Here is a 20,075-nt window from a genome sequence, read left to right on the forward strand (position 1 = left end):
GATGAAAGATGTCCTGGTCATAGGCGGCGGAATCATCGGCCTCCTGACCGCGCGCGAGCTCATGCTGGCGGGGGCCAAGGTCACCCTGATCGAAATGGGCGAAACCGGGCGCGAATCCTCCTGGGCCGGCGGCGGTATCATTTCGCCCCTCTACCCCTGGCGCTCACCCGAGGCCGTGACCGTCCTGGCACGTTGGAGTCAGGAGGTCTATCCGGCCCTCGCCGTCGGACTGCTCGACGAGACCGGAACGGATCCGGAGCTGACGCCCAACGGTCTACTGATCCTGGATACCGATGAGCTGGACGTGGCGCTCGCCTGGGGCGCGCGCCATGGCCAAGTCATCGAGATCATCCAGGCGCCGCATATTCACGAGATCGAGCCTGAGCTGGGGCCTCGCCCAGCGCGCGTCCTGCTCTTTCCGGACATCGCACAGGTCCGCCCGCCCCGTCTCGCCAAGGCGATCCGCCACGCACTCGACAAACGCATTGATCTGCGCGAACGCGAGGAGGTCGTCGAGCTGCTGATCGAGGGCGACCGGGCGCTCGGCGTCCGCACACCCAAGGGCCGGTTCGAGGCCGGGCAAATCGTCATCTGCGCCGGCGCCTGGACGGCCAAGCTGCTCGAACAACTGGGCCAGGCCCCGGACATCCAGCCTGTACGCGGCCAGATGCTCCTCTTCCATGCCAGATCCGGCCAGATCAACCACATCACCCTGCACGACGGGCGTTACGTCATTCCACGCCGGGACGGCCGGGTTCTCTTCGGCAGTACGCTGGAACACACCGGGTTCATCAAGACCACGACCGCCGAGGACAAGGAGGCGCTCTACCGGGACGCGATCACTCTCTTCCCGATCCTCAAGCGCACCCCCATCGAGGATCACTGGGCGGGTCTGCGTCCAAGCTCGCCGAGCGGCATTCCCTACATCGGCGCCTACCCGGGTATCGATGGTCTCTACTTCAACGCCGGTCATTTTCGCAACGGCCTGGTCACCGGACCGGCCTCCGCCCGTCTCATCGCCGACATCATGCTTGAGCGTCCGCCCATCCTGGATCCGAGCGTCTACGCACTGAATGCCGCGCGCTGAGATGTTGCGAAACGATTCAACCCAGCCTGGGGTCGGATCCGTGGATAGGCAAAGCGAAGCGTACCCATCCTGTACGCTCCGAGGCTCAACATACAAGGATCGGTAGAGCGCAGCGAAACCCATCTTTCCAGCGGCCAACGTTGACCTAGATCCTGTCGATTAGGGCACCACCATGATGCGTACCGGCCATCATCGGCAGGTTGGGGTAATGGGAGTGAACCCCAGCGTCCCCGCCGCCGGCGGAATGCTGGGGTTCGCTCTCGCTCTCGCTCACCCTCGCTCGCTCCCCCAACCTTGGTGGACGCTGGACGAGGGGGTTGGAGGCGGTATCGACGTGATTTCCTGACCGTCGACATCAGTCATGGTCGCACCCGATCTTGGGCAAACTGGTTTCTTGGGTTATTCTCCCTACCCGGCATACGCGGGCGGCTCCAATCACGGCCAAGTGATGCGTCCCCGCCTTCCGTGGCCTATCGGAGAGGTGGCTGAGCGGTCGAAAGCGGCGGTCTTGAAAACCGTTGACTCGCAAGGGTCCGGGGGTTCGAATCCCTCCCTCTCCGCCAATACTAAGAAGAAAGTCCTTTTTATTCAGCGCCTTGATTGTCTGGCATCTTGATCGCTCCCCAATCAGCCCCCAACTCGACACACCCTTGGTTACGCTGTTTCGTGCGGGTGACGGCATGCGTAATGGCCCCCATGAGTCCGGGGATGTGGGCGGCGTAGACCTGTGTCCCCGGTGGGCAGGTCCACGGTATCGAAGGCGACCCCCAAGGCGACCGCCAGTTGTTCCCCGGTGGTCAGGATGTCGCGGATATCATCCGGCAACTGGACCACGGGGTATCGGGTCGCCGTGATTGAACCGCTCCGGAAATCTCGGAAACTCGTTGGTGTGAGTCACACCGTCAAGGCAGACTCGTCAAGTTGTCGATCATAAGCGGCTTCCGCCTCGGTCGGTGGGACGTCACCGATCGGCTCCAAGAGGCGTCGGTGGTTGAACCAGTCGACCCAGGTGAGGGTGGCCAACTCCACGGCCTCGCGACTCTTCCACGACTGGCGATGGATCACCTCGGCCTTTTACAAGCCATTGATGGTTTCCGCCAGCGCATGGTCGTAGGAGTCTCCCACGCGGCCCACCGATGGCGCCATGCCCGCTTCACCCAAGCGCTCGGCATAGCGGATCGAGACGTACGGCGACCCCCGATCGCTGTGATGGATCAACTTTGCCCTGGCGGGCGGGGCGACGAGCCGCCAAGGCTTGGTCCAGGGCCTCCAGGACGAACGGCGTGCGCATCGAGTTGGAGACGGTCCAGCCCAGAAAGCACCGGGCCAAGACATCGATGACGAAGGCCACGTAGACACAGCCTTGCCCGGTCGAGACATCGGTCAAGTTCGACACCCACAAGGCCTTCGGTCGCTCGGCCTGGAATGGCCGGTTGACCAGATCGTCTGAACAGGCGACGGACGGGCGGGTCGCGGAGCGTTGTTTTAACCGGCGGCCCACGCCCCACCCCTTTCAGGCCCATCTGGCACGCCACCGTGCCGCAGGCGACGGCAAGGCCTTCCGGCACTGCGGCCGCCAGACCTTGCGCACGCCATAGACCTGAACTTTTTCCTCCCAGACCCGCTGGCCCCATCAAGACCGCGTCGCGCTGGGCACGCGCCGAGCGCGGCGCGGGATCGGCCCGCCGAGCGGCCTGCCGGTCGTACGTTGACGGGGCCATCGGCAGGATCTTGCCGATCGGCTCGACCCTGTAGGCTTCGCGGTGTTCATCCATGAAGCCCATCATCGCTTGACGGGGCGGTCGATCTCCGCCTGGATAAAATACGCGGAAGCCTTGCACAGGCTCTCATTGGCTTGGCACCGTTGATGCCCCTCGCGCTCCAGCGCCTTGGGGCGTTCACGCTCGGCGCTAGCCAACCCGTCCCGCTGACCACTGTCCTTCTCGGCTTGGCGCATCCAACGGCGCCGCGTCTCGGCCGTACCGCCGATCTTGCTGGCCATCGACACGATCGCGGCACACTGGCTGTCAGGCTCGCCCTGAGGCTCGCGCACCATCCGAACGGCACGCTCACGGACTTCGGGGAATACGTCGGGGATGTCTTCATGGCTCCATCCTCTCAAAGGTTGGAGCCTCCGAGATTCCCTGAGCGGTTCACTGTCGGTCGCACCCGGCTCGGCGGATCGCTCGGGACCGCCGGCGTTTTGCCGCTACTCCCCGATGGCTTAGAATCCATGCCTCATCTCCGCTCTCCTTGACTCTCGACCGAGCGTCACGCCATTCCGATCACCCTGACGGATTTCAGCCTCATGAACCCCTTCGACGAGACGACCGAGCCCAGCGCCGAGGACGCCGACGACCCGGACAGTCGGCGCCCTCCTGATGCCAAGAGGCTCGCGGCGCCTTTCGGGGATTGGCGCCGGCCGACGGCCAGGAGGAGGCGATATCCATGCTGACCCTCTTCATCGTCGTTGTCCTGATCCTCGTCAATGCCCTCTATGTCGCCGCCGAATTCGCGATCGTCGGCGTGCGGGCCACGCGCGTCGAGCAACTGGCCGCGCGGGGACACCGCCTGGCCATCGCGGTGCTGCCGATCCTGCACGATGCCGCGCGACTGGATCGCTATATCGCCGCCTGCCAGATCGGCATCACGGTCTCCAGCCTGGTGCTCGGCGCCTTCGGACAGGCGACGATCGGTCTGGCCCTGGGCGCCTTCCTGGTCGCGCACACTGGGTTCGAGCCACTTGGGGCCTATTCCCTGTCGGCCCTGATCACGCTTGTCGCGCTGACCGCCACTCAGGTCGTCTTCGGCGAACTCATTCCCAAGACGGTCGCCCTGCAATATCCGATCGGCACGGTCCTGGCAACCTATCCGCCGATGCGTTGGTCGCTCATCCTCTTCGCGCCCTTCATCAGTCTGCTCAATGGCAGCGGCAATCTGGTGCTGAGGCAGTTCGGCGTGACGGCCGAGGGCAGTCACCGCCATGTGCACGCGCCCGACGAGATCGATCTGCTGATCCGCGAGAGCCGCGAGGGCGGGCTGCTGGAGGGCAAGGACAGCGAACGTCTGCGCGAGGCGCTCCAGTTGGGACAGCATCGGGTGCGCCAGCTCATGGTTCCGCGTCGCCAGATCGTCGGCCTCGACCTGAACGCGCCGATGGATCGACTGCTGGCCGAGATCGATGCCTCGCCCTTCACCCGGCTCCTGGTGTATCAGGACGATATCGATGATGTGCGCGGTTATCTGCATGTGAAGGATGTCGCGGTGGCGATCGCGGCCGGGGATGCGCTCCAGAGTCTGCAACCCTTAGTGCGTCCGCTGCTGGCCTTGCCGAGTTCCCTGACCATCGATCGCGCGCTGAGCCAACTGCGCGACCGACGTGCCCGTATCGCGTTGCTGGTCAATGAGTACGGCGATGTGGATGGTCTCATCAGTCTGGAGGACATCATCCGCAAGCTGCTCGGCGAACTGTCCGACGAATTCAAATCCAACGCCGAGCAAACCCCGGTCGCGCTACCGGATGGCCGCTGGCGACTGCCGGGGCGACTACCGCTCGACGCCGCCAGCGCCTGGGCGCAAACACTGGGTGGCCCAGCCTGGGCGCCGAGCCGGGCGGAAACCCTGGCCGGCTGGCTGCTGGAGCAACTCGATGCGATTCCGGAGGGCGGATGCTCTCTCAGGGCGGCCGGTCTTCTCTTCGAGATCGAGCGACTGGATGGCGCGGCCATCGATTCGGTGCTGGCTCGGGTCATCGATAGCCCATCTGGAGGACAGGATGCTTGAGCTGTTGATCGTTTTCATCGTCATCATGGCCCTGGTCGCCCTCAACGGTCTGTTCGTCGCGGCCGAATTCGCCATCATCGGAAGCCCGCGCGCGACCATGGCCGCGCGGGCGGAGGGCGGCGATCGTCTCGCCGGGCGAATCACCGCCATGCTTGATGACCCGACGCGCCTCGATCGCTACGTGGCCACCGCGCAGATCGGCATCACCTTCGCCAGTCTCGGGCTGGGGATGTATGGCGAGCACAGTCTCGCGATCCATTTCGAACAGTGGCTGATCGCGGCCGGATTCGCTGGACTGGGTGCCCAGGCGACGGCCCACGGGCTGGCGATCGTGCTGGCGATCGCAGTCATCACCTATCTGCATATCGTCTTCGGGGAGATGATCCCCAAGGCGCTGGCGCTCAGCCAGGCCGTGCGCGTCGCCCTTTGGGTGACACCGCCGATGCTGATGATCGGGCTGCTGCTCTACCCCTTCGTCCGTGTCCTCAATCTGACGGGCAACGGCCTTCTGCGTCTGGTGGGCGTCAAGCGCCGGCGCAGCACTCAACACTACCTGGACCCCGAGGAGCTGGAATCGGTCGCCCGCGAGAGCGAGCAGGGCGGGCTGCTCAGCGCCGAGAGCGGACGCATCTTTCGCGAGATCGCCGACTTCAGCGAGATCACGGCGGGGCAGGCCATGGTGCCGCGCGTACGCACCCATGGCATTCCATCGGACGCCACCGACGAGGTCTTGCGCGAGATCCTGCGACGGGATCGGCACACCCGCTATCCGGTCTACTCAGGCGACCTCGACCACATCCTTGGCACCGTCCATATCAAGGACATGCTTGGCCTGCTGCGCGAAGGTCGCGGACTCATCCCGGCGGTCTTGCGCGAGACCGCCTACCTGCCGGAAAGCAGTACACTCGACGAGGTTCTGACGGCCATGGAGCGGACGCGCAATCAGATGATCGTGGTGATGGACGAACATGGCGGCACCGCCGGCATCCTGACCATCGAGGATATCTGCGCCGAGGCGGTGGGCGATATCGAGGAAGGCGCGGACGACATCCCCGATGTACTACCGGTCGGACATGGGCGCTTTCAGGTCCAGGGAACGGTGCGTCTGGACAGGCTCGGGGATCTGATCGGATGGGAGCTGGAGCATCCGGAGGTGGACAGCGTCTCGGGCCTGATCCTGAGTGAACTGGGGCGACCGCCGCGAATCGGGGATCGGATTCAATGGCAGGCGCTGACTCTCGTGGTCAGCGCCCTGCACGGTCGCGGGGTGAGCCAGGCCATGGTGACGCTCGCCCCCGATGCTCGCCGGGCGGAGGATCCAGCCTCGAACGCGCCATGATGGGAGGCGACCGAGGAGACAAGCGGATCGAATCGGCTACCCTCGGCTCGCGCGATCCGTCGGCGGCTGATGCTCGGACTGGGTGAAATAGGTCTCCAGGAAGGTATCGAAATCGACCCTGTCGGCGGCCTCGATCCCGAGCTGGCGCTCGACCGACTCGGCCGCCAGACGCTCGAAGAACGCGAGCCGCTCGGGATTCAGGGTCGCGGATCGAAAGGCGCGGCGATGGGTTTCGGATAACCGCCGGGCGAGAGCGAAGAAACCCTCGCCCTCCTCCCGCATCATTTGAAGCATCCGCGCCGAGGGCGTCAGCTCCGGGTGTTCGACCTTTTCCATCTGACGCCGCACGCTGTCCGCGCGCGGCCCATCGGAACATCCATCCAACAGCTCCGCCACCGCGACCATCTCGCCGAGGATCCCGCGCGCCCAGTCGAGGAGCCTGACGGGCTCGCGATCGCGCGCCAGTCGCAGACCGGGCTCGCGTCCACGATGGGCGGTCAGAACCTGATTCTCATCGATGTCCCGGCGTTCGCGCGCATTGATCCGAGGGCTCTCCTGGAGCAGGCAATGGAGCATCAGAACCTCCAGAAACCACAGCTGCTCCAGACCGACGCCCTCGGGATCGAAGAGGTTCACGTCCAGCGAGCGCAGCTCGATATAGCGGACCCCGCGCCGGCGCAGGGCTAGGGTCGGCCGCTCCATCCACTCGGTGATCTGTTTCGGCCTGACCGTGCTGTAGTACTCGTTCTCGATCTGCAGCACATGGGCGTTGAGCTGCTCGTAGCGGTCGCCAACCTTGACCCCGATCTCCTCGTATTGCGGACAAGGCGTTTCAATGGCCCAGGTCAGGCTGCGGACATAGGCATCCAGGCTGTCGTAGCTGGCCTTCATGCCGGTGCCTTCTTCCTGCTTGTTCTGATAGCCGATATCGCCCATGCGTAGCGAGGTCGCGTGAGGATAGTAGAGGGTGTGGGCGTCGAAGCGCTCCAGATCGGCGGCGTGACCCTGGACGAAACTGTCGCAGACCGCCGGCGAGGCGCCGAACAGATAGGGCACGAGCCAGCCGATCCGTTGCAGGTTGCGGGTCATCCCCATCTGCGCCTCGGCGCGGAAACCGAGCGGATCGCCGCTCTCCCCCAGCTGGTCCTGATAGAGATCCCAGAAGGCGTCGGCGAAGGAGAAATTGAAATGGACCCCGGCGATCACCTGCATGATGCGCCCATAGCGATTGCCGAGGCCCCGTCGGTAGACGGTCTTCATGGTCGCGGCGTTCGAGGTGCCGTAGCGGGCCAGGGGGATGCTGGCCGCGCCCTCGATCACGCAGGGCATGCTGGTGGCCCAGAGCAATTCGTCGCCCAGATGCCGATGGACGAAGACGTGGATGTCACGCAGGAAATCCAGGACTTCACGCGGATCGGTGAGTGCCGGGGTGACCAGCTCGATCAGCGCCTCGGAGAAATCGGTCGTGATGTGCGGATGCGTGAGCGCCGACCCCAGACCCGAGGGGTGAGGGGTTCTGGCCAGCCGGCCGTCCGCCGCCACCCGCAAGCCTTCCTTTTCCAGGCCGATCCGATTGCCCTTGAGCCTGTCGGAGGCACCGGCCTCCCGGAGCCGGACCAACGAGCGCTCCAGGGTTCTCGATGTCGCGCTCAAGCTCAATCCCTCATCACGGCGCGGGGGCTGTTGCCCCGCTGCATCTGGAGACCATCGGCCAGGATTCGCGCCGCCTCCTCGACCTCGATGCGCGCGATCACCTTGCGCTGGGCATCGAGCGCGTCCTCGTCGACCTGCTCGGCGTCCTCGTCGACCGGGGCGATTCCGCGCGAGCGCAGGAAATGATCCTGATCCTCCTTGAAGCGTCGATTGCGCAGGTCATCCTCGGCGCGCCGGTCGCGCTCGCGCAGCGAGACCCGCTTCTGTTCCTCGACCTCGCGCACCAGCCGGCTGCGTTCGGTCAGCATCTTGAACCCCTGATCCCCGGCCACCCGATCGGCGGACAGACGCGCCAGCGCGTCGAAACGCATCTCGCCGGCCTTCTTGAAGTTCGCGGGATCGATCCGGGTCCAGGGCAGCGCGTTGTCGAGCGAGCGTTCGCCATGCTCGGTCATGTATTCCGCGCTCGGGAAGCGGATATCCGGCTCCACGCCGCGCAGTTGGGTACTGCCTCCGCTGATCCGGAAGAACTCGGCCATGGTCAGGCGCAGACGCCCCAGATCGGACTGGCCGCCCGGAACATAGCGGTTGAGGTCGATCAGGGTCTGGACCGTGCCCTTGCCGAAAGTCGGCTCGCCGATGACCAGACCGCGTCCGTAATCCTGGATGGCGGCGGCGAAGATTTCGGAGGCCGAGGCGCTCTCGCGATCGACCAGCACCGCCAGCGGACCGGTATAGGCCACGCCGGGATCCGTGTCGGCCTCGAGCTCGATCTTGCCGAAGGCGTCCTTGACCTGAACCACCGGCCCGGTGTCGATGAAGAGCCCGGTGAGCGAGGTCGCCTCGGCCAGCGAGCCGCCCCCGTTGCCGCGCAGGTCGATCAGGATGCCGTCGACCCCGCGCATGACCAGATCATTGATCAGTCGGCGCACATCGCGCGTGGTGCTGCGGAAATCGACGGCCCCGGCGCCCTCGGCGTCGAAATCACGGTAGAAGGCCGGGATCTCGATCACGCCGATCCTGATTCCAGGTCCATTGGTGAGATCCTCCACCAGATCGCTCTTGGCGGCCTGATCCTCCAGCTTGATCTCGTTGCGCACCAGCGACACCTCGCGCGCGTGCCTGGCCGAGCCGCTGGTCTTGGGCAGGAGCTGAAGTCGCACCACCGAGCCCTTGGGGCCACGGATCTTGTCGACCACGTCCTCGAGCCGCCAGCCGACCACGTCCTCCATGGCGCCATCCAGCCCCTGGGCGACCCCGACGATCTGGTCGCCCGCGTGGACCTGCCCCGAGTCGCGCGCCGGACCGCCCGGAACCGTGCTCTGGACGACCGTGTACTCATTGTCCGAGCGCAGCACCGCGCCGATCCCCTCCAGCGACAGCTTCATGCTGATGTCGAAGTTCTCCGAGGTGCTCGGCGACATATAGCTGGTGTGGGGTTCGAGGGTCTCGGTGTAGGCGTTCATGAAGGCTTGAAAGACATCGCCGCCCTTGAACTGATGGATCCGTCGGGCGAGTCCTTCGTAGCGCTTGCGCAGCCGGTCGCGGATCTCCTCGTCCGGCTTGTCGGCGAGCCGCAGCGAGAGGAAATCGTTCTTGACCCGCTTGCGCCAGCGCTCGTCGAGCTCGGCGCTTTCCGCCGCCCAACCGGTCTCCGGGGATTCGAAGACGAAGGTCTCGGCCACGTTGAAGTCGAACTTGCCGTCGAGGAGCTTGAGCGCGTGGGCGACGCGCTCGTCCACGCGCATGCGATAGACACGGAAGATGTCGAAGGCGATATCCAACTCGCCCCGCCGCAGGCTTTCGTCGAGATTGCGCGAGCCGTTCTGGAAACGGTCGACATCGCGCGCCAGGAAAAAGGTGCGGTTCGGGTCCAGTGCCTTCAGATACCTCTCCAGGACGGACTGGGCGAAGGACCGATCGAGCGAGACCTTGCGATAGTGATAGCGCTCCAGAACCTTGTTGATCACGATCGCCGCCCTGGTCTGACCGGGGTTCGGAAAAAGCTCCGACAAAGGCACCGGGTGCGGCGCCGCCAGGGCCGCCGTCGCCATGGTCAGCGCAATGACGAACAGGAGCGGCAACTGGAAAAGACGCTGTCTCATGAGCTGTACTCTTTCAAGGATGGCGATTCCGTCCATGCGGCGCCTGACCAGCGGAATGACGGATAGCTTTGTAAAATAAGGTGCTCGGGAAGCATCTCGGTTGGGTGAGATCGTCTGGGCATCAGGACTTGTAGACCTTGCGCCGATAGAGATCCGTTCTTCGGCTGACCACCCGATCGACGAACAGTAGGCCGTCGAGATGATCCAGTTCATGTTGGACCGCGCGCGCCTCGAATCCTTCCATTTCGTACTCCCGCTCCACGCCCTCGGGATCCTGGGTCTTGAGACGAATCTGGGTCGCGCGGATCACGTTCCCGGTGTAGTCGGGCACGGAGAGACAGCCCTCGCGGCCCATGGCATAGCCCTCCCAATGCACGATCTCCGGGTTCACCAACACCAGATGTCCATGATTGGGCGTCTTGGGCCGACCTGAAAGGTCCAGGATGACGAGGCGCTGAAAACGACCGACCTGAGGCGCCGCGATTCCGACCGCGGCGGGACCGGCGAGGCGCGTCTCCTCCAGGTCGGCGACGAAGTCCCGCAGCTCCTGGTCGAACAGGGTGACCGGCTCGGAGACCTGCTTGAGACGCGGGTCGGGGAGCCTGAGAATATCCAGAATCGCCATGGGTCAACCGATCATCACGTCCACGGGAGAAACATCCACCGAAACATCCCGGCCGGCCAGGACCGCGAGCGCGTCCGTGAGCGACTCAAGCGTCCGATCCGAATAGCCCTGGATGTTCATGATATAGATGGGGCGCTCGTGGCCACCCGCGACGTCGGACTCCAGTTCCAGGATATTGAATCCCTGATTGGCTAGGATCTCGGTCACGTCGGCCACGATCCCGGCGCGGTCGGCCCCCATCACCCGCACCTGATAGTTCGGAACCAGGTGCTGATGCAATCCGCCGCCGAGCGGATCCAGATGCACCCGCAGCCCCAGTTCCTCGGCGACCGGCGCCAGCGCGCCGAGCACCTTCTCGTCCGTGCCGCCGCCACTCACCATCAGCATGATGGTGAAGTTGCCGCCCAGCCGAATCATGGAGGCCTCGCCCAGATTGCAGCCGCTCTGGTAGAGGACACGGGTCACGCGCGAGACGATGCCGGGGCGATCGGCGCCCACCAAGGTCAAGAGATTCCAGTCAGACATGGCTTGAGTTACTCCCGTTCGAGTCGTCCGGGGCGAGCCAGATCAGGCTCGCCATGCGACCGGTCGTACCGTCGCGCCGGTAGGAAAAAAAGCGTCGCGGTTGCGAGAAGGTGCAGTCTCCGCCGCCATGGACGCGCTCGACGCCGAGTCGGGCGAGCCGCCGTCGGGTCAGCAGGAAAAGATCGGCCAGCCAGCGGTCCCGGCCTTCCGCCGCCGGACTTGGACGAAAGGCGGCGGCGCTGTCGGGGTCCGCCGCGACGAAGCGCGCCCGCACCTCGGGGCCGACCTCGAAGGCGTCGGGTCCGATCGCCGGCCCCATCCAGGCGAGCAGACGCTCGGGCGCCACACCCATGGCCAGGACCGCGCTCTCGACGACGCCATCGGCGAGACCGCGCCAGCCGGCGTGAACCGCCGCGACCCGGCTCCCCCGGTCATCGCAGAGCAGTAGCGGCAGACAGTCGGCGGTCATGACCACGCAGACCGCGCCCGACTCGGTCGCGATGGACCCGTCGGCCTCGGGGATCGCCCCGCCCTCCCCGGCCTGGACGACCCTCCGACCATGGACCTGTCGCAGCCAGGCGGGCGTCGCGGGCAATCCGAGGTGGGCGCACAGGGCCTCGCGGTTGCGCTCGACCCGCCGCGGATCGTCGCCGACATGGTCGCCCAGATTCAGGCTTTCGAAGGCGTCGCGGCTGATGCCGCCCGCGCGTTGGGTGGAGCAGGCCCGCACCCGCGCCGGCGCGGGCCAATCAGGCTCGATGAGATCCATCGGCCACCTCGCGTCGAAAGAGATCCAGGAGTCCGGCGAGATCCGACGCCATCGGCGTCTCCCATTGCATCTCCTCGCCGGTCTCGGGGTGGATCAGCCCCAGACGGAGCGCGTGCAGCGCCTGACGCGGAAACCCCTGAAGCGCGGCGGTCAGATCCGGATGACAGCCGCTCGGCGGTCTCGGTCGCGCGCCATAGGTCCGATCACCGACGAGCGGATGATGGATGTGGGCCATGTGCACGCGGATCTGGTGCGTGCGGCCGGTCTCCAGCTCCACCGCCAGCAGACTGTGTCCGGGATAGGACTCCAGGATGCGGTAGTGGCTGACCGCCTCCCGGCCATGGGGAACGACCGCCATCTTGACGCGCTGGGTCGGATGGCGACCGATGGGCGCCTCGATGCGTCCGCCGGCGACCAGGTTTCCCGTCACCAAGGCCCGATATTCCCGATGCACCCGCCGCGCCTGGAGTTGCTCGACCAGCGACTTGTGGGCTCCCAGCGTCTTGGCCACCACCAGCAGACCGCTGGTGTCCTTGTCGAGACGGTGGACGATCCCCGCGCGCGGCAGGGCCGCCAGGCTGGGGGCATGATGCAGGAGGGCATTCTGGAGCGTTCCATCGCGATTTCCGGCGGCCGGATGGACGACCAGCCCCGCGGGCTTGTCGATCACCAGCAGGTGCTCGTCCTCGTGAACCAGATTCAGCGCGATCGCCTGGGGCCGGTGCTCGTCCATGACGACGAGTTCAGCCTGGACACGGATGGATTCACCACCCCAGACCTTGTCGCGACCCCGGCGAGGCCGGTCATCGACCAGAACCTGTCCGGCTTCGATCCAACGCTGCAGCCGACCGCGCGAGAATTCCGGAAGCAGCTTGGCCAGAACCTGATCGAGGCGACCGCCGGCGAGGTCGGGCTGGACCCGGACCAAACGCCTGACGGTTTCGGAGGACATCGGCTTCATTCAATCACGGCCAGCGGTGGCGGGCGTGGACGGGCGACGCATGGCCATGCGCTCGTATTCCGCTGGCTTCGGGTATACTGGGATCGGTTTGAAACAGGTATTCATTCGACATGCCACGAACGTTATCACGATTGCCCGCGCTCTTGCTCGCCATGACGCTCGCCGGATGCGGGATATTCGGCAAGGAAATCGATCCCACCGAGGGCTGGAGCGCCTCCAAGCTTTATTCCGAGGCGGCTTCCGAACTCGATGCCGGATCCTACAAACGTTCCGTCGAGTTGTATCAGAAGCTCGAGGCCAGATATCCCTTCGGCCGTTACGCCATGCAGGCGCAATTGGATGTCGCCTACGCGCACTACCGCGCCGATGAGCCGGAAGACGCCATCGCGGCGGCCGATCGCTTCATCAAGCTCTATCCTCAGAATCCCTATGTGGACTATGCCTACTATCTGAAGGGGATCGTGAATTACAACCGCAGCGTCGGCTTCCTGGACCGCTTCATCCCGACCGACGCCTCGCAGCGCGACCCCGGCTCGGCCCTGGACGCCTTCAAGGATTTCGCGGCGCTCGTCGAACGCTTCCCAAACAGCAAATATTCCGAGGATGCCCGCCAGCGCATGGTCTATCTGCGCGGCAACCTAGCCATGAACGAGGTCAATGTCGCGCGCTACTACATGAAGCGGGGGGCCTATCTGGCGGCGGCCAACCGCGCGAACCATGTCATCGAGCATTATCAGCGAACCAGCGCCGTGGACGACGCGCTCGAGGTGCTGATCGATGCCTACCGCGCGCTGGGGAAGGATGATCTGGCCGCGGATGCCAAGCGCGTACTCGATGCCAATCGTCAGTCCGGTCGTTTCATCGCCGACGAACCCGAGCCCGAGAAACCCGACCTGGCCCGCAAGCTCTGGGATTACCTCAAACTCGACGAGAACTGAGGACTTCCGCCCGAACCTCGGGCGGAGACGCCCCGCCGTCCAGCCCGAAGGTCTCGGGCCGGACGGGACGACGACTCAGATCGCCGCCTCGTCTTCCTCGCCCGTGCGGATGCGCACCACGCGCGTCACGTCCGAGACGAAGATCTTGCCGTCACCGATCTTGCCGGTACGCGCCGCCGCGGTGATGGCGCTGATGCAGCCGTCCACCTGATCGTCCGCCAGCACCAGCTCGATCTTCACCTTGGGCAGGAAATCCACCACGTACTCGGCGCCCCGGTAAAGCTCGGTATGGCCCTTTTGGCGGCCGAAGCCCTTGACCTCGATGGCGGTCATGCCCGTGATGCCGGCCGCCGACAGGGCCTCGCGGACATCGTCGAGTTTGAATGGCTTGATGATCGCTTCGACCTTTTTCATGAATCTCTCCGTACAGGGTCACGACCTAGTCAAACCGAAAGTATAGGTTCGCGACCATATTGATGAACAGCAGCCCAGGTAGGGTACTTAGAAACCGCTGGTGATGGGATAACGCCGATCCCGTCCGAACGCCCGGCGCGAAATGCGCACCCCAGGCGGGGCCTGGCGGCGCTTGTATTCGTTGCGATCCACCAGGCGCGTCACCCGACGCACCACGTCCTCCGGATAACCGAGCGCCACGATCGCTTCGATCCCTTCGTCGTCCTCGATATAGCGCTTGAGGATGGCATCCAAAAGCTCATAGGCGGGAAGGCTATCCTGATCGGTCTGGTCCGGACGCAGCTCGGCGGACGGCGGGCGTGTCAGCACCCGTCGGGGAATCACCTCCGAGCGGGCGTTCCGGTACTCGGCCAGCCGATAGACTAACATCTTGGGCACGTCCTTGATGGGCGCGAAGCCACCCGCCATGTCCCCGTAGAGGGTCGCGTAGCCGACCGCCATCTCGCTCTTGTTGCCCGTGGTCAGCAGGATCCGTCCGGATTTGTTGCTGATCGCCATCAGAATGATCCCGCGACAGCGCGCCTGGATGTTCTCCTCGGTCACGTCCACCGGTTGACCCGCGAAGACCGGCTCCAGCAGGCCGAGGAAGGACTGGAAGGCCGGCTCGATCGGAACGGTCCGGGTTCCGACGCCCATCCGCCTGGCCTGTTCGAGGGCATCCTCGTTGCTCATGTCGGCGGTATAGCGCGAGGGCATGAGCACCGCCTCGACCCGCTCGGCACCCAGGGCGTCCACCGCGACCGCGAGGGTCAGCGCCGAATCGACGCCGCCCGACAGGCCCAGCACGGCCCCGGTGAAGCCGTTCTTGCGGACATAGTCGCGAACCCCGAGCACCAGCGCCTCGTAGATGGCCTCCTCCTCGCCCGGCGCCGCGCCGACCTCGGCCTCCGAGGCGAGTGGCGATCCGCCCTCCTCGACCGTCAGGGTCAGGGTCGTCTCGACGAACCCCGGCGCCCGCGCGACGATCCGCCCCGCCGCGTCGACCACGAAGGAGGCCCCATCGAACACCAGCTCGTCCTGACCGCCGACCAGATTAGCGTAAAGGATCGTCAGTCCATGCTCGCACGCGAGCCGCGACAGCCGGGCCTCGCGCTCCACCGTCTTGCCGGCGTGGAAGGGCGAGGCGTTGAGATTGAGCAGAACCTGGGCACCGGCCGCGGCGGCCTGTCGGGTCGGTGCCTCCTGCCAGATGTCCTCGCAGACACTCAGACCGAACCGGATCCCACGATGCTCGAAGACCGTCGCCGAGGTTCCCGCCTGGAAATAACGCTTCTCGTCGAAAACGCTGTAGTTGGGCAGGGACTGCTTGGCGTACTCGGCGACCACCCGACCATCGCGCAGCACGCCCGCCATATTGAAAAGACCGGCCGGCGCCCGGCTCGGATAGCCCAGGACCAGGGTGATCCCGGAAACCTCCGACTGGATACGCGCCAGGGCGGTCTCGACCCGCGCGATGAATTCGGGACGCAGCAGCAGATCCTCGGGCGGATAGCCGGTCAACACCAGCTCCGGGAACACCACCAGATCGGCGCCCGCCTCGCGCGCCCGTCGGGATTCGGCGATCAGGCGCTCGGCGTTCCCGGCCACGTCCCCGACTAGGGCATTCATCTGCGCGATCTGGATTCGGGAAGCCAAGGTCGGTCGCTCCTTAGGGAGAAAAAGGGAAATGATCGGGATGAGGGAACGGGAATGGCACGCCAAGTCGGCCGGCGCCGGCGTCGTTGCCGGCCAACTCGAGGCCGCGCCTCAGATCCCGAGCCGCTCGGCCATGCGCGCGCCCATCCGGGCCGGTGAGCGCACGGTGACGACCCCGGCCGCCTCCAGCGCCGCATACTTGCCCTCGGCCGTGCCCGCCCCGCCCGTCACGATGGCGCCGGCGTGCCCCATCCGCTTGCCGGCCGGGGCCGTGACGCCGGCGATATAGGCCACCACGGGCTTGGTCAGTTCGGCTCGAATGACCTCGGCGGCCGCCTCCTCGGCACTCCCGCCGATCTCTCCGACCAGGATGATCCCATCGGTATCCGGATCGCGCTCGAACAGCCTCAGACAGTCGACGAAATCCAGTCCCTGGATGGGATCGCCGCCGATCCCGACACAGGTGCTCTGACCCAATCCCGCCTCGGTGGTCTGAAACACCGCCTCGTAGGTCAGGGTTCCCGAGCGCGAGACGATCCCGATCCGGCCCGGCCGATGGATGTTGCCCGGCATGATACCGATTTTGCAGGCGCCGGGGGTAATGACGCCGGGACAGTTCGGGCCGATCAAGACCGTCTCCGTGCCCGAGAGGGCGGCCTTGACCCGCAGCATGTCCAGGACCGGAATCCCCTCCGTGATGCAGACGATGACCCGGATTCCGGCGTCCGCCGCCTCCAGGATGGCATCCGCCGCGAAGCTGGCGGGCACGTAGATCATGGTGGCGTCGGCGCCGGTCTCGCCGACAGCCGCGTGGACGGTGTCGAACACCGGCCGGTCGAGGTGGCGCTGGCCACCCTTGCCGGGGGTCACGCCACCGACGAGGTTGGTTCCGTAGGCGATCGCCTGCTCGCTGTGGAAGGTTCCCTGCCGGCCGGTGAAGCCTTGGCAGATCAGGCGTGTATTCGCGTCGACCAGGATACTCATGCCACGCCCTCCCCCAACGCCCGCCCCTCGGCGCGGCCTGCGGCCACCACCACCTTGTCCGCCGCCTCGCCCAGGCTGCTGGCCGTCTCCAGCGCCAGCCCGCTCTCGGCGAGCATCCGCAAGCCTTGCGGGGCGTTGGTTCCCTCCAGCCTCGCCACGACCGGGACGCTCACATGCACCTCCCGCACCGCCTGGATGAGACCCTCGGCGATCAGGTCGCAGCGCACGATGCCACCGAAGATGTTGACCAGGACCGCCTTGACCTTGGGATCGGAGAGAATGAGCTTGAACGCCTCGGCGACCCTGGCCGCGGTGGTTCCGCCACCCACGTCGAGAAAATTGGCCGGTGCCCCGCCGTGCAGCTTGACCAGATCCATGGTCGCCATCGCCAGTCCAGCCCCATTGACCATGCAGCCGATGTTCCCGTCGAGGCTGATGTAGTTGAGATCGTGCGCCCTGGCCTCGGCCTCGCGCGCATCCTCCTGGCTCGCGTCGCGCAGGGTTTCGAGTTCCGGATGACGATAGAGGGCGTTGTCGTCCAGATTCACCTTGGCGTCGAGCGCGACCAGATCGCCGCGGGTGGTCACCACCAGCGGGTTGATCTCCACCAGACTGGCGTCGCACTCGCGAAACAATCGATAGAGCCCTTCCATCAGGACACCCAGGGCCTTGATCTGACCCGTCTCCAGTCCGAGCCCGTATCCCAGCCGACGCACCTGATAGGACTGAACGCCGACCGCCGGATGCACCCGGACCTTGAGAATGCGCTCGGGCGTCGTGGCCGCCACGGTCTCGATATCCATCCCACCGGCCGCCGAGGCGACGAACAGGACCCGCTCGGAGGCGCGATCCACCAGCAGACTCAGATAGAGTTCGCGGGCGATTTCGGTTGGCTGTTCGATCAGAAGGCGCGTCACCGGCAGACCGTCCGGCCCGCTCTGATGGGTCACCAGGCGTGATCCCAGCAGGCGTCGCGCCTCCGACTCGACCTGATCGGCGCTCTCGACCAGACGGACACCGCCCGCCTTGCCGCGCCCGCCGGCCTGGACCTGGGCCTTGACGACCCAGCGCGAGCCGCCCAGCTCGCCGCAGGCGGCCCGTGCCGCCTCGGGCGTGGTCACCACGACCCCATCGGGGACCGGGATCGCCTCTTGCCTAAAGAGCTGCTTGGCTTGAAATTCGTGTAAATTCATTCGCTCGTCCGAGATCCCAGTGACCGAATTGAGACGCGAGGCGCCGTACCCGCCCGACCCGCGCCAGGGTAAGCATCGATTCGGAGCAACCGCCACAAGCTCGCCGGACTCCGTCGCATGGCCCGGCCAGGCCAATTCTGATCTAATCAAACGGGTATGCCAAAGGGCAATGAACGAGAGGCTCCCGTGAACGCGGATATCGACAGACTCAAGATCGACCAGGAGCCGATGTCCGCCGGCGACGGGTTCGCGCCTCCAACACCACCCGATCTCCAGGGCCGACCCCCGCCACGCCCGAGCGACGACGACACCATCTACCCGACCTGGGGCGCCCTGCGCTGGCTGTTCCTGTTCCGGCTCCTGCTGGTGGTCGGGCTGGTGCTGGCCTTCTCGCCGACCGCCGTCGATCCAGCCCTCGCGCATTCCGACACCCAGCTCGCCTGGAACATCCTGGTCGTCTACGCCCTGATGGTGTTGATGAGCGGACTCGGGCTCTCGCTGCGCCGACCGCGCCGAGCGCGTCAGGTCCAGATCGCCATCTTCGTCGACATCCTCACCTTCACCCTGCTCATGCACACGGCGGGCGGCGTCACCAGCGGACTGGGCATCCTGCTGGCGCTTTCCGTGGCGGCCGGCGCGCTCATGATGGAGGGGCGTCTGTCCCTGCTGTTCGCCGCGCTCGCCTCGCTCGCCGTCATCGCCGAGCAGATTTACGGAACCCTGATAGGCCATGGGCAAAGCGTCTCCTTCACCCAGGCGGGCCTGCTCGGGCTGCTCTTCTTCGCCGTCGCGCTCCTCTCGCATGTGCTCTATCGGCGCGTCCGATCGGCCGAAGCCCTGGCCGCGCGCCGCAAGGTCGACATCGACGATCTCTCCAAGCTCAACGACTTCATCATTCACAGCATCAGCACCGGGATTCTGGCGGCGGACGGCGAGCGTCGGCTGCGGCTGGTCAATCAGGCGGCCCTGGATCTGCTCCAGGCCAAGCGCGTCGGCTCGGGCGCCTCGCTCTCCGAGCTGTCTCCCGAGCTCGGCCGCTGGCTCTCCGGTCAGGTTCAGTCCGCCTTCCCGCGCGATGGGCTCATCCCGATCGGGGAGCGCGAGGTTTGGGCCTCGATCAAGCTCCTCGGTCACTATCGCTCCAGCGGTGTCGTCATCTATCTGCGCGACAGTCAGGAGGCGGCGCGCGAGGCCCAGCAGATCAAGCTGGCGTCGCTCGGCACCCTGACCGCCAGCATCGCGCACAATATCCGCAACCCGCTCAGCGCCATCGGGCATGCCGGGCAGCTGCTGTCGGAAGGCCCCTCGCTGTCGGAGGAAGACCGCCACCTGCTCGCCATCATCGAGCGCAATTGCGCGCGGATCGAGGAGACGGTGCACAGCGTCCTCCAGATCTCCCGCCGCGACCAGATCGAGCCCTGCCTGATCGAGCTTGTCGCCTGGACCGAAGCCTTCGTCGCCGAGTTCCGGGAGGGTCAGGGCGTGAGCCAGCAGCAGCTCCGGCTCCAGGTCGCGGACGCGGCCGAGCCCATCGCCGTGGAGGTCGACCCCCGTCATCTGCATCAGATCCTCGTCAACCTGTGCGATAACGCACTGATTCACGGCACGCGGGCCGGCGAGGAGGCGCGCGTTCAACTGCGCCTCGGCCGTGTTCCCGACCGGGGAGAGGTCCAGCTCGAGATCCGCGACCAGGGTCCGGGGATCGAGGCCGCGACCGCCCGCGACATCTTCAACCCCTTCTTCACGACCAGGAGCCAGGGCACGGGACTCGGGCTCTACATCGCCCGCGAGCTGGCCGAATCGAACGGCATCCGCTTGGTCCACGAGCAGCTCAAGACCCGCGGGAGCTGTTTCAGACTGGTCTTCCAGTCCGGCTGATCCCCGGCCGAACGGAGCGCGATCGCGCGGCGCGCGGCCAGGACTTCCTGTCCGGCGACCGCGCGCGCTATCCTGTGAATGGATACGCGGAAGCTGGAGGCTGGGAGCTGGCCGCCCTTTCCGGGA

Annotated in this window: 15 protein-coding genes, 1 tRNA gene, 1 pseudogene and 1 other annotated feature; of the genes and pseudogenes, 6 read left to right on the top strand and 11 right to left on the bottom strand. The window is 65.8% G+C overall.

Features of this window, described 5'->3' with window-relative positions; all coding sequences use genetic code 11:
- Position 1: 1 nt before the first annotated feature.
- Both thiO and CKO27_RS08815 read left to right on the top strand, forming a co-directional pair.
- Entirely contained in the window at positions 2–1,087 is a 1,086-nt protein-coding gene (gene thiO, locus CKO27_RS08810; protein ID WP_200374512.1) for a glycine oxidase ThiO, read from the top strand.
- A gap of 475 nt (positions 1,088–1,562) precedes the next feature.
- A tRNA-Ser gene (locus tag CKO27_RS08815) sits at positions 1,563–1,650 on the top strand.
- Positions 1,651–1,981: 331 nt separating this feature from the next.
- Here the strand turns inward: CKO27_RS08815 and CKO27_RS08820 are convergent.
- A pseudogene (locus tag CKO27_RS08820) lies at positions 1,982–3,143 on the bottom strand (IS3 family transposase).
- Positions 2,800–2,916, bottom strand: a sequence feature (AL1L pseudoknot). It overlaps the preceding pseudogene by 117 nt.
- Positions 3,144–3,535: 392 nt before the next feature.
- Between CKO27_RS08820 and CKO27_RS08825 the strand changes: the two are divergent.
- On the top strand, positions 3,536–4,870 hold the full coding sequence (locus CKO27_RS08825; RefSeq protein ID WP_200374513.1) for a hemolysin family protein: 1,335 nt from the start codon (positions 3,536–3,538) through the stop codon (positions 4,868–4,870).
- Entirely contained in the window at positions 4,863–6,209 is a 1,347-nt protein-coding gene (locus tag CKO27_RS08830) for a hemolysin family protein (RefSeq protein ID WP_200374514.1), read from the top strand. The genes CKO27_RS08825 and CKO27_RS08830 overlap by 8 nt, the downstream gene beginning before the upstream one ends.
- Before the next feature lie 36 nt (positions 6,210–6,245).
- Here the strand turns inward: CKO27_RS08830 and gshA are convergent, their stop codons facing one another.
- From gshA to rluD, 6 genes are all read right to left on the bottom strand, one after another.
- Positions 6,246–7,862 carry a glutamate--cysteine ligase gene (gshA, locus tag CKO27_RS08835; protein ID WP_200374515.1) on the bottom strand — a complete coding sequence of 539 codons (1,617 nt, stop codon included), beginning with the start codon at positions 7,860–7,862 and terminating at the stop codon, positions 6,246–6,248.
- 2 nt (positions 7,863–7,864) lie between these two features.
- Complete coding sequence (locus tag CKO27_RS08840) at positions 7,865–9,967, bottom strand: carboxy terminal-processing peptidase (RefSeq protein ID WP_200374516.1); 2,103 nt, start codon at positions 9,965–9,967, stop codon at positions 7,865–7,867.
- Between the two features lie 121 nt (positions 9,968–10,088).
- Positions 10,089–10,592: a peptide deformylase gene (gene def, locus CKO27_RS08845; protein WP_200374517.1), complete on the bottom strand. Its 504-nt coding sequence runs from the start codon at positions 10,590–10,592 to the stop codon at positions 10,089–10,091.
- Between the two features lie 3 nt (positions 10,593–10,595).
- Positions 10,596–11,117 carry a glycine cleavage system transcriptional repressor gene (locus CKO27_RS08850; RefSeq protein WP_200374518.1) on the bottom strand — a complete coding sequence of 174 codons (522 nt, stop codon included), beginning with the start codon at positions 11,115–11,117 and terminating at the stop codon, positions 10,596–10,598.
- A complete protein-coding gene (gene pgeF / locus CKO27_RS08855) occupies positions 11,110–11,886 on the bottom strand; it encodes a peptidoglycan editing factor PgeF (RefSeq protein ID WP_200374519.1) in 777 nt (258 codons plus the stop codon). Before pgeF ends, CKO27_RS08850 begins: the two co-directional genes overlap by 8 nt.
- The gene (rluD, locus tag CKO27_RS08860) at positions 11,867–12,847 is read right to left on the bottom strand and encodes a 23S rRNA pseudouridine(1911/1915/1917) synthase RluD (protein ID WP_200374520.1); all 981 of its coding nucleotides are present in this window, start codon (positions 12,845–12,847) and stop codon (positions 11,867–11,869) included. Before rluD ends, pgeF begins: the two co-directional genes overlap by 20 nt.
- A 110-nt stretch (positions 12,848–12,957) precedes the next feature.
- On the opposite strand from rluD, the gene CKO27_RS08865 reads away from it, so the two are divergent.
- Positions 12,958–13,785 (top strand): outer membrane protein assembly factor BamD, encoded by an 828-nt coding sequence (locus tag CKO27_RS08865; RefSeq protein ID WP_200374521.1) that lies wholly within the window; start codon positions 12,958–12,960, stop codon positions 13,783–13,785.
- Between the two features lie 75 nt (positions 13,786–13,860).
- On the opposite strand, the gene CKO27_RS08870 is transcribed toward CKO27_RS08865, so the two are convergent.
- The 4 genes from CKO27_RS08870 to sucC all read right to left on the bottom strand — a co-directional run bounded on the left by CKO27_RS08870 (position 13,861) and on the right by sucC (position 18,071).
- Complete coding sequence (locus tag CKO27_RS08870; protein ID WP_200374522.1) at positions 13,861–14,199, bottom strand: P-II family nitrogen regulator; 339 nt, start codon at positions 14,197–14,199, stop codon at positions 13,861–13,863.
- Positions 14,200–14,286: 87 nt separating this feature from the next.
- Positions 14,287–15,894 carry an NAD+ synthase gene (locus tag CKO27_RS08875; RefSeq protein ID WP_200374523.1) on the bottom strand — a complete coding sequence of 536 codons (1,608 nt, stop codon included), beginning with the start codon at positions 15,892–15,894 and terminating at the stop codon, positions 14,287–14,289.
- 111 nt (positions 15,895–16,005) lie between these two features.
- Complete coding sequence (gene sucD / locus CKO27_RS08880) at positions 16,006–16,878, bottom strand: succinate--CoA ligase subunit alpha (RefSeq protein WP_200374524.1); 873 nt, start codon at positions 16,876–16,878, stop codon at positions 16,006–16,008.
- Positions 16,875–18,071 carry an ADP-forming succinate--CoA ligase subunit beta gene (sucC, locus tag CKO27_RS08885; protein WP_200374525.1) on the bottom strand — a complete coding sequence of 399 codons (1,197 nt, stop codon included), beginning with the start codon at positions 18,069–18,071 and terminating at the stop codon, positions 16,875–16,877. The genes sucD and sucC overlap by 4 nt, the downstream gene beginning before the upstream one ends.
- Positions 18,072–18,257: 186 nt before the next feature.
- On the opposite strand from sucC, the gene CKO27_RS08890 reads away from it, so the two are divergent.
- Positions 18,258–19,949 (top strand): sensor histidine kinase, encoded by a 1,692-nt coding sequence (locus CKO27_RS08890; RefSeq protein ID WP_338115949.1) that lies wholly within the window; start codon positions 18,258–18,260, stop codon positions 19,947–19,949.
- The last annotated feature ends 126 nt before the right edge of the window (positions 19,950–20,075 follow it).

This window comes from Thiocystis violacea, from assembly GCF_016583575.1.
Lineage (GTDB): Bacteria > Pseudomonadota > Gammaproteobacteria > Chromatiales > Chromatiaceae > Thiocystis > Thiocystis violacea.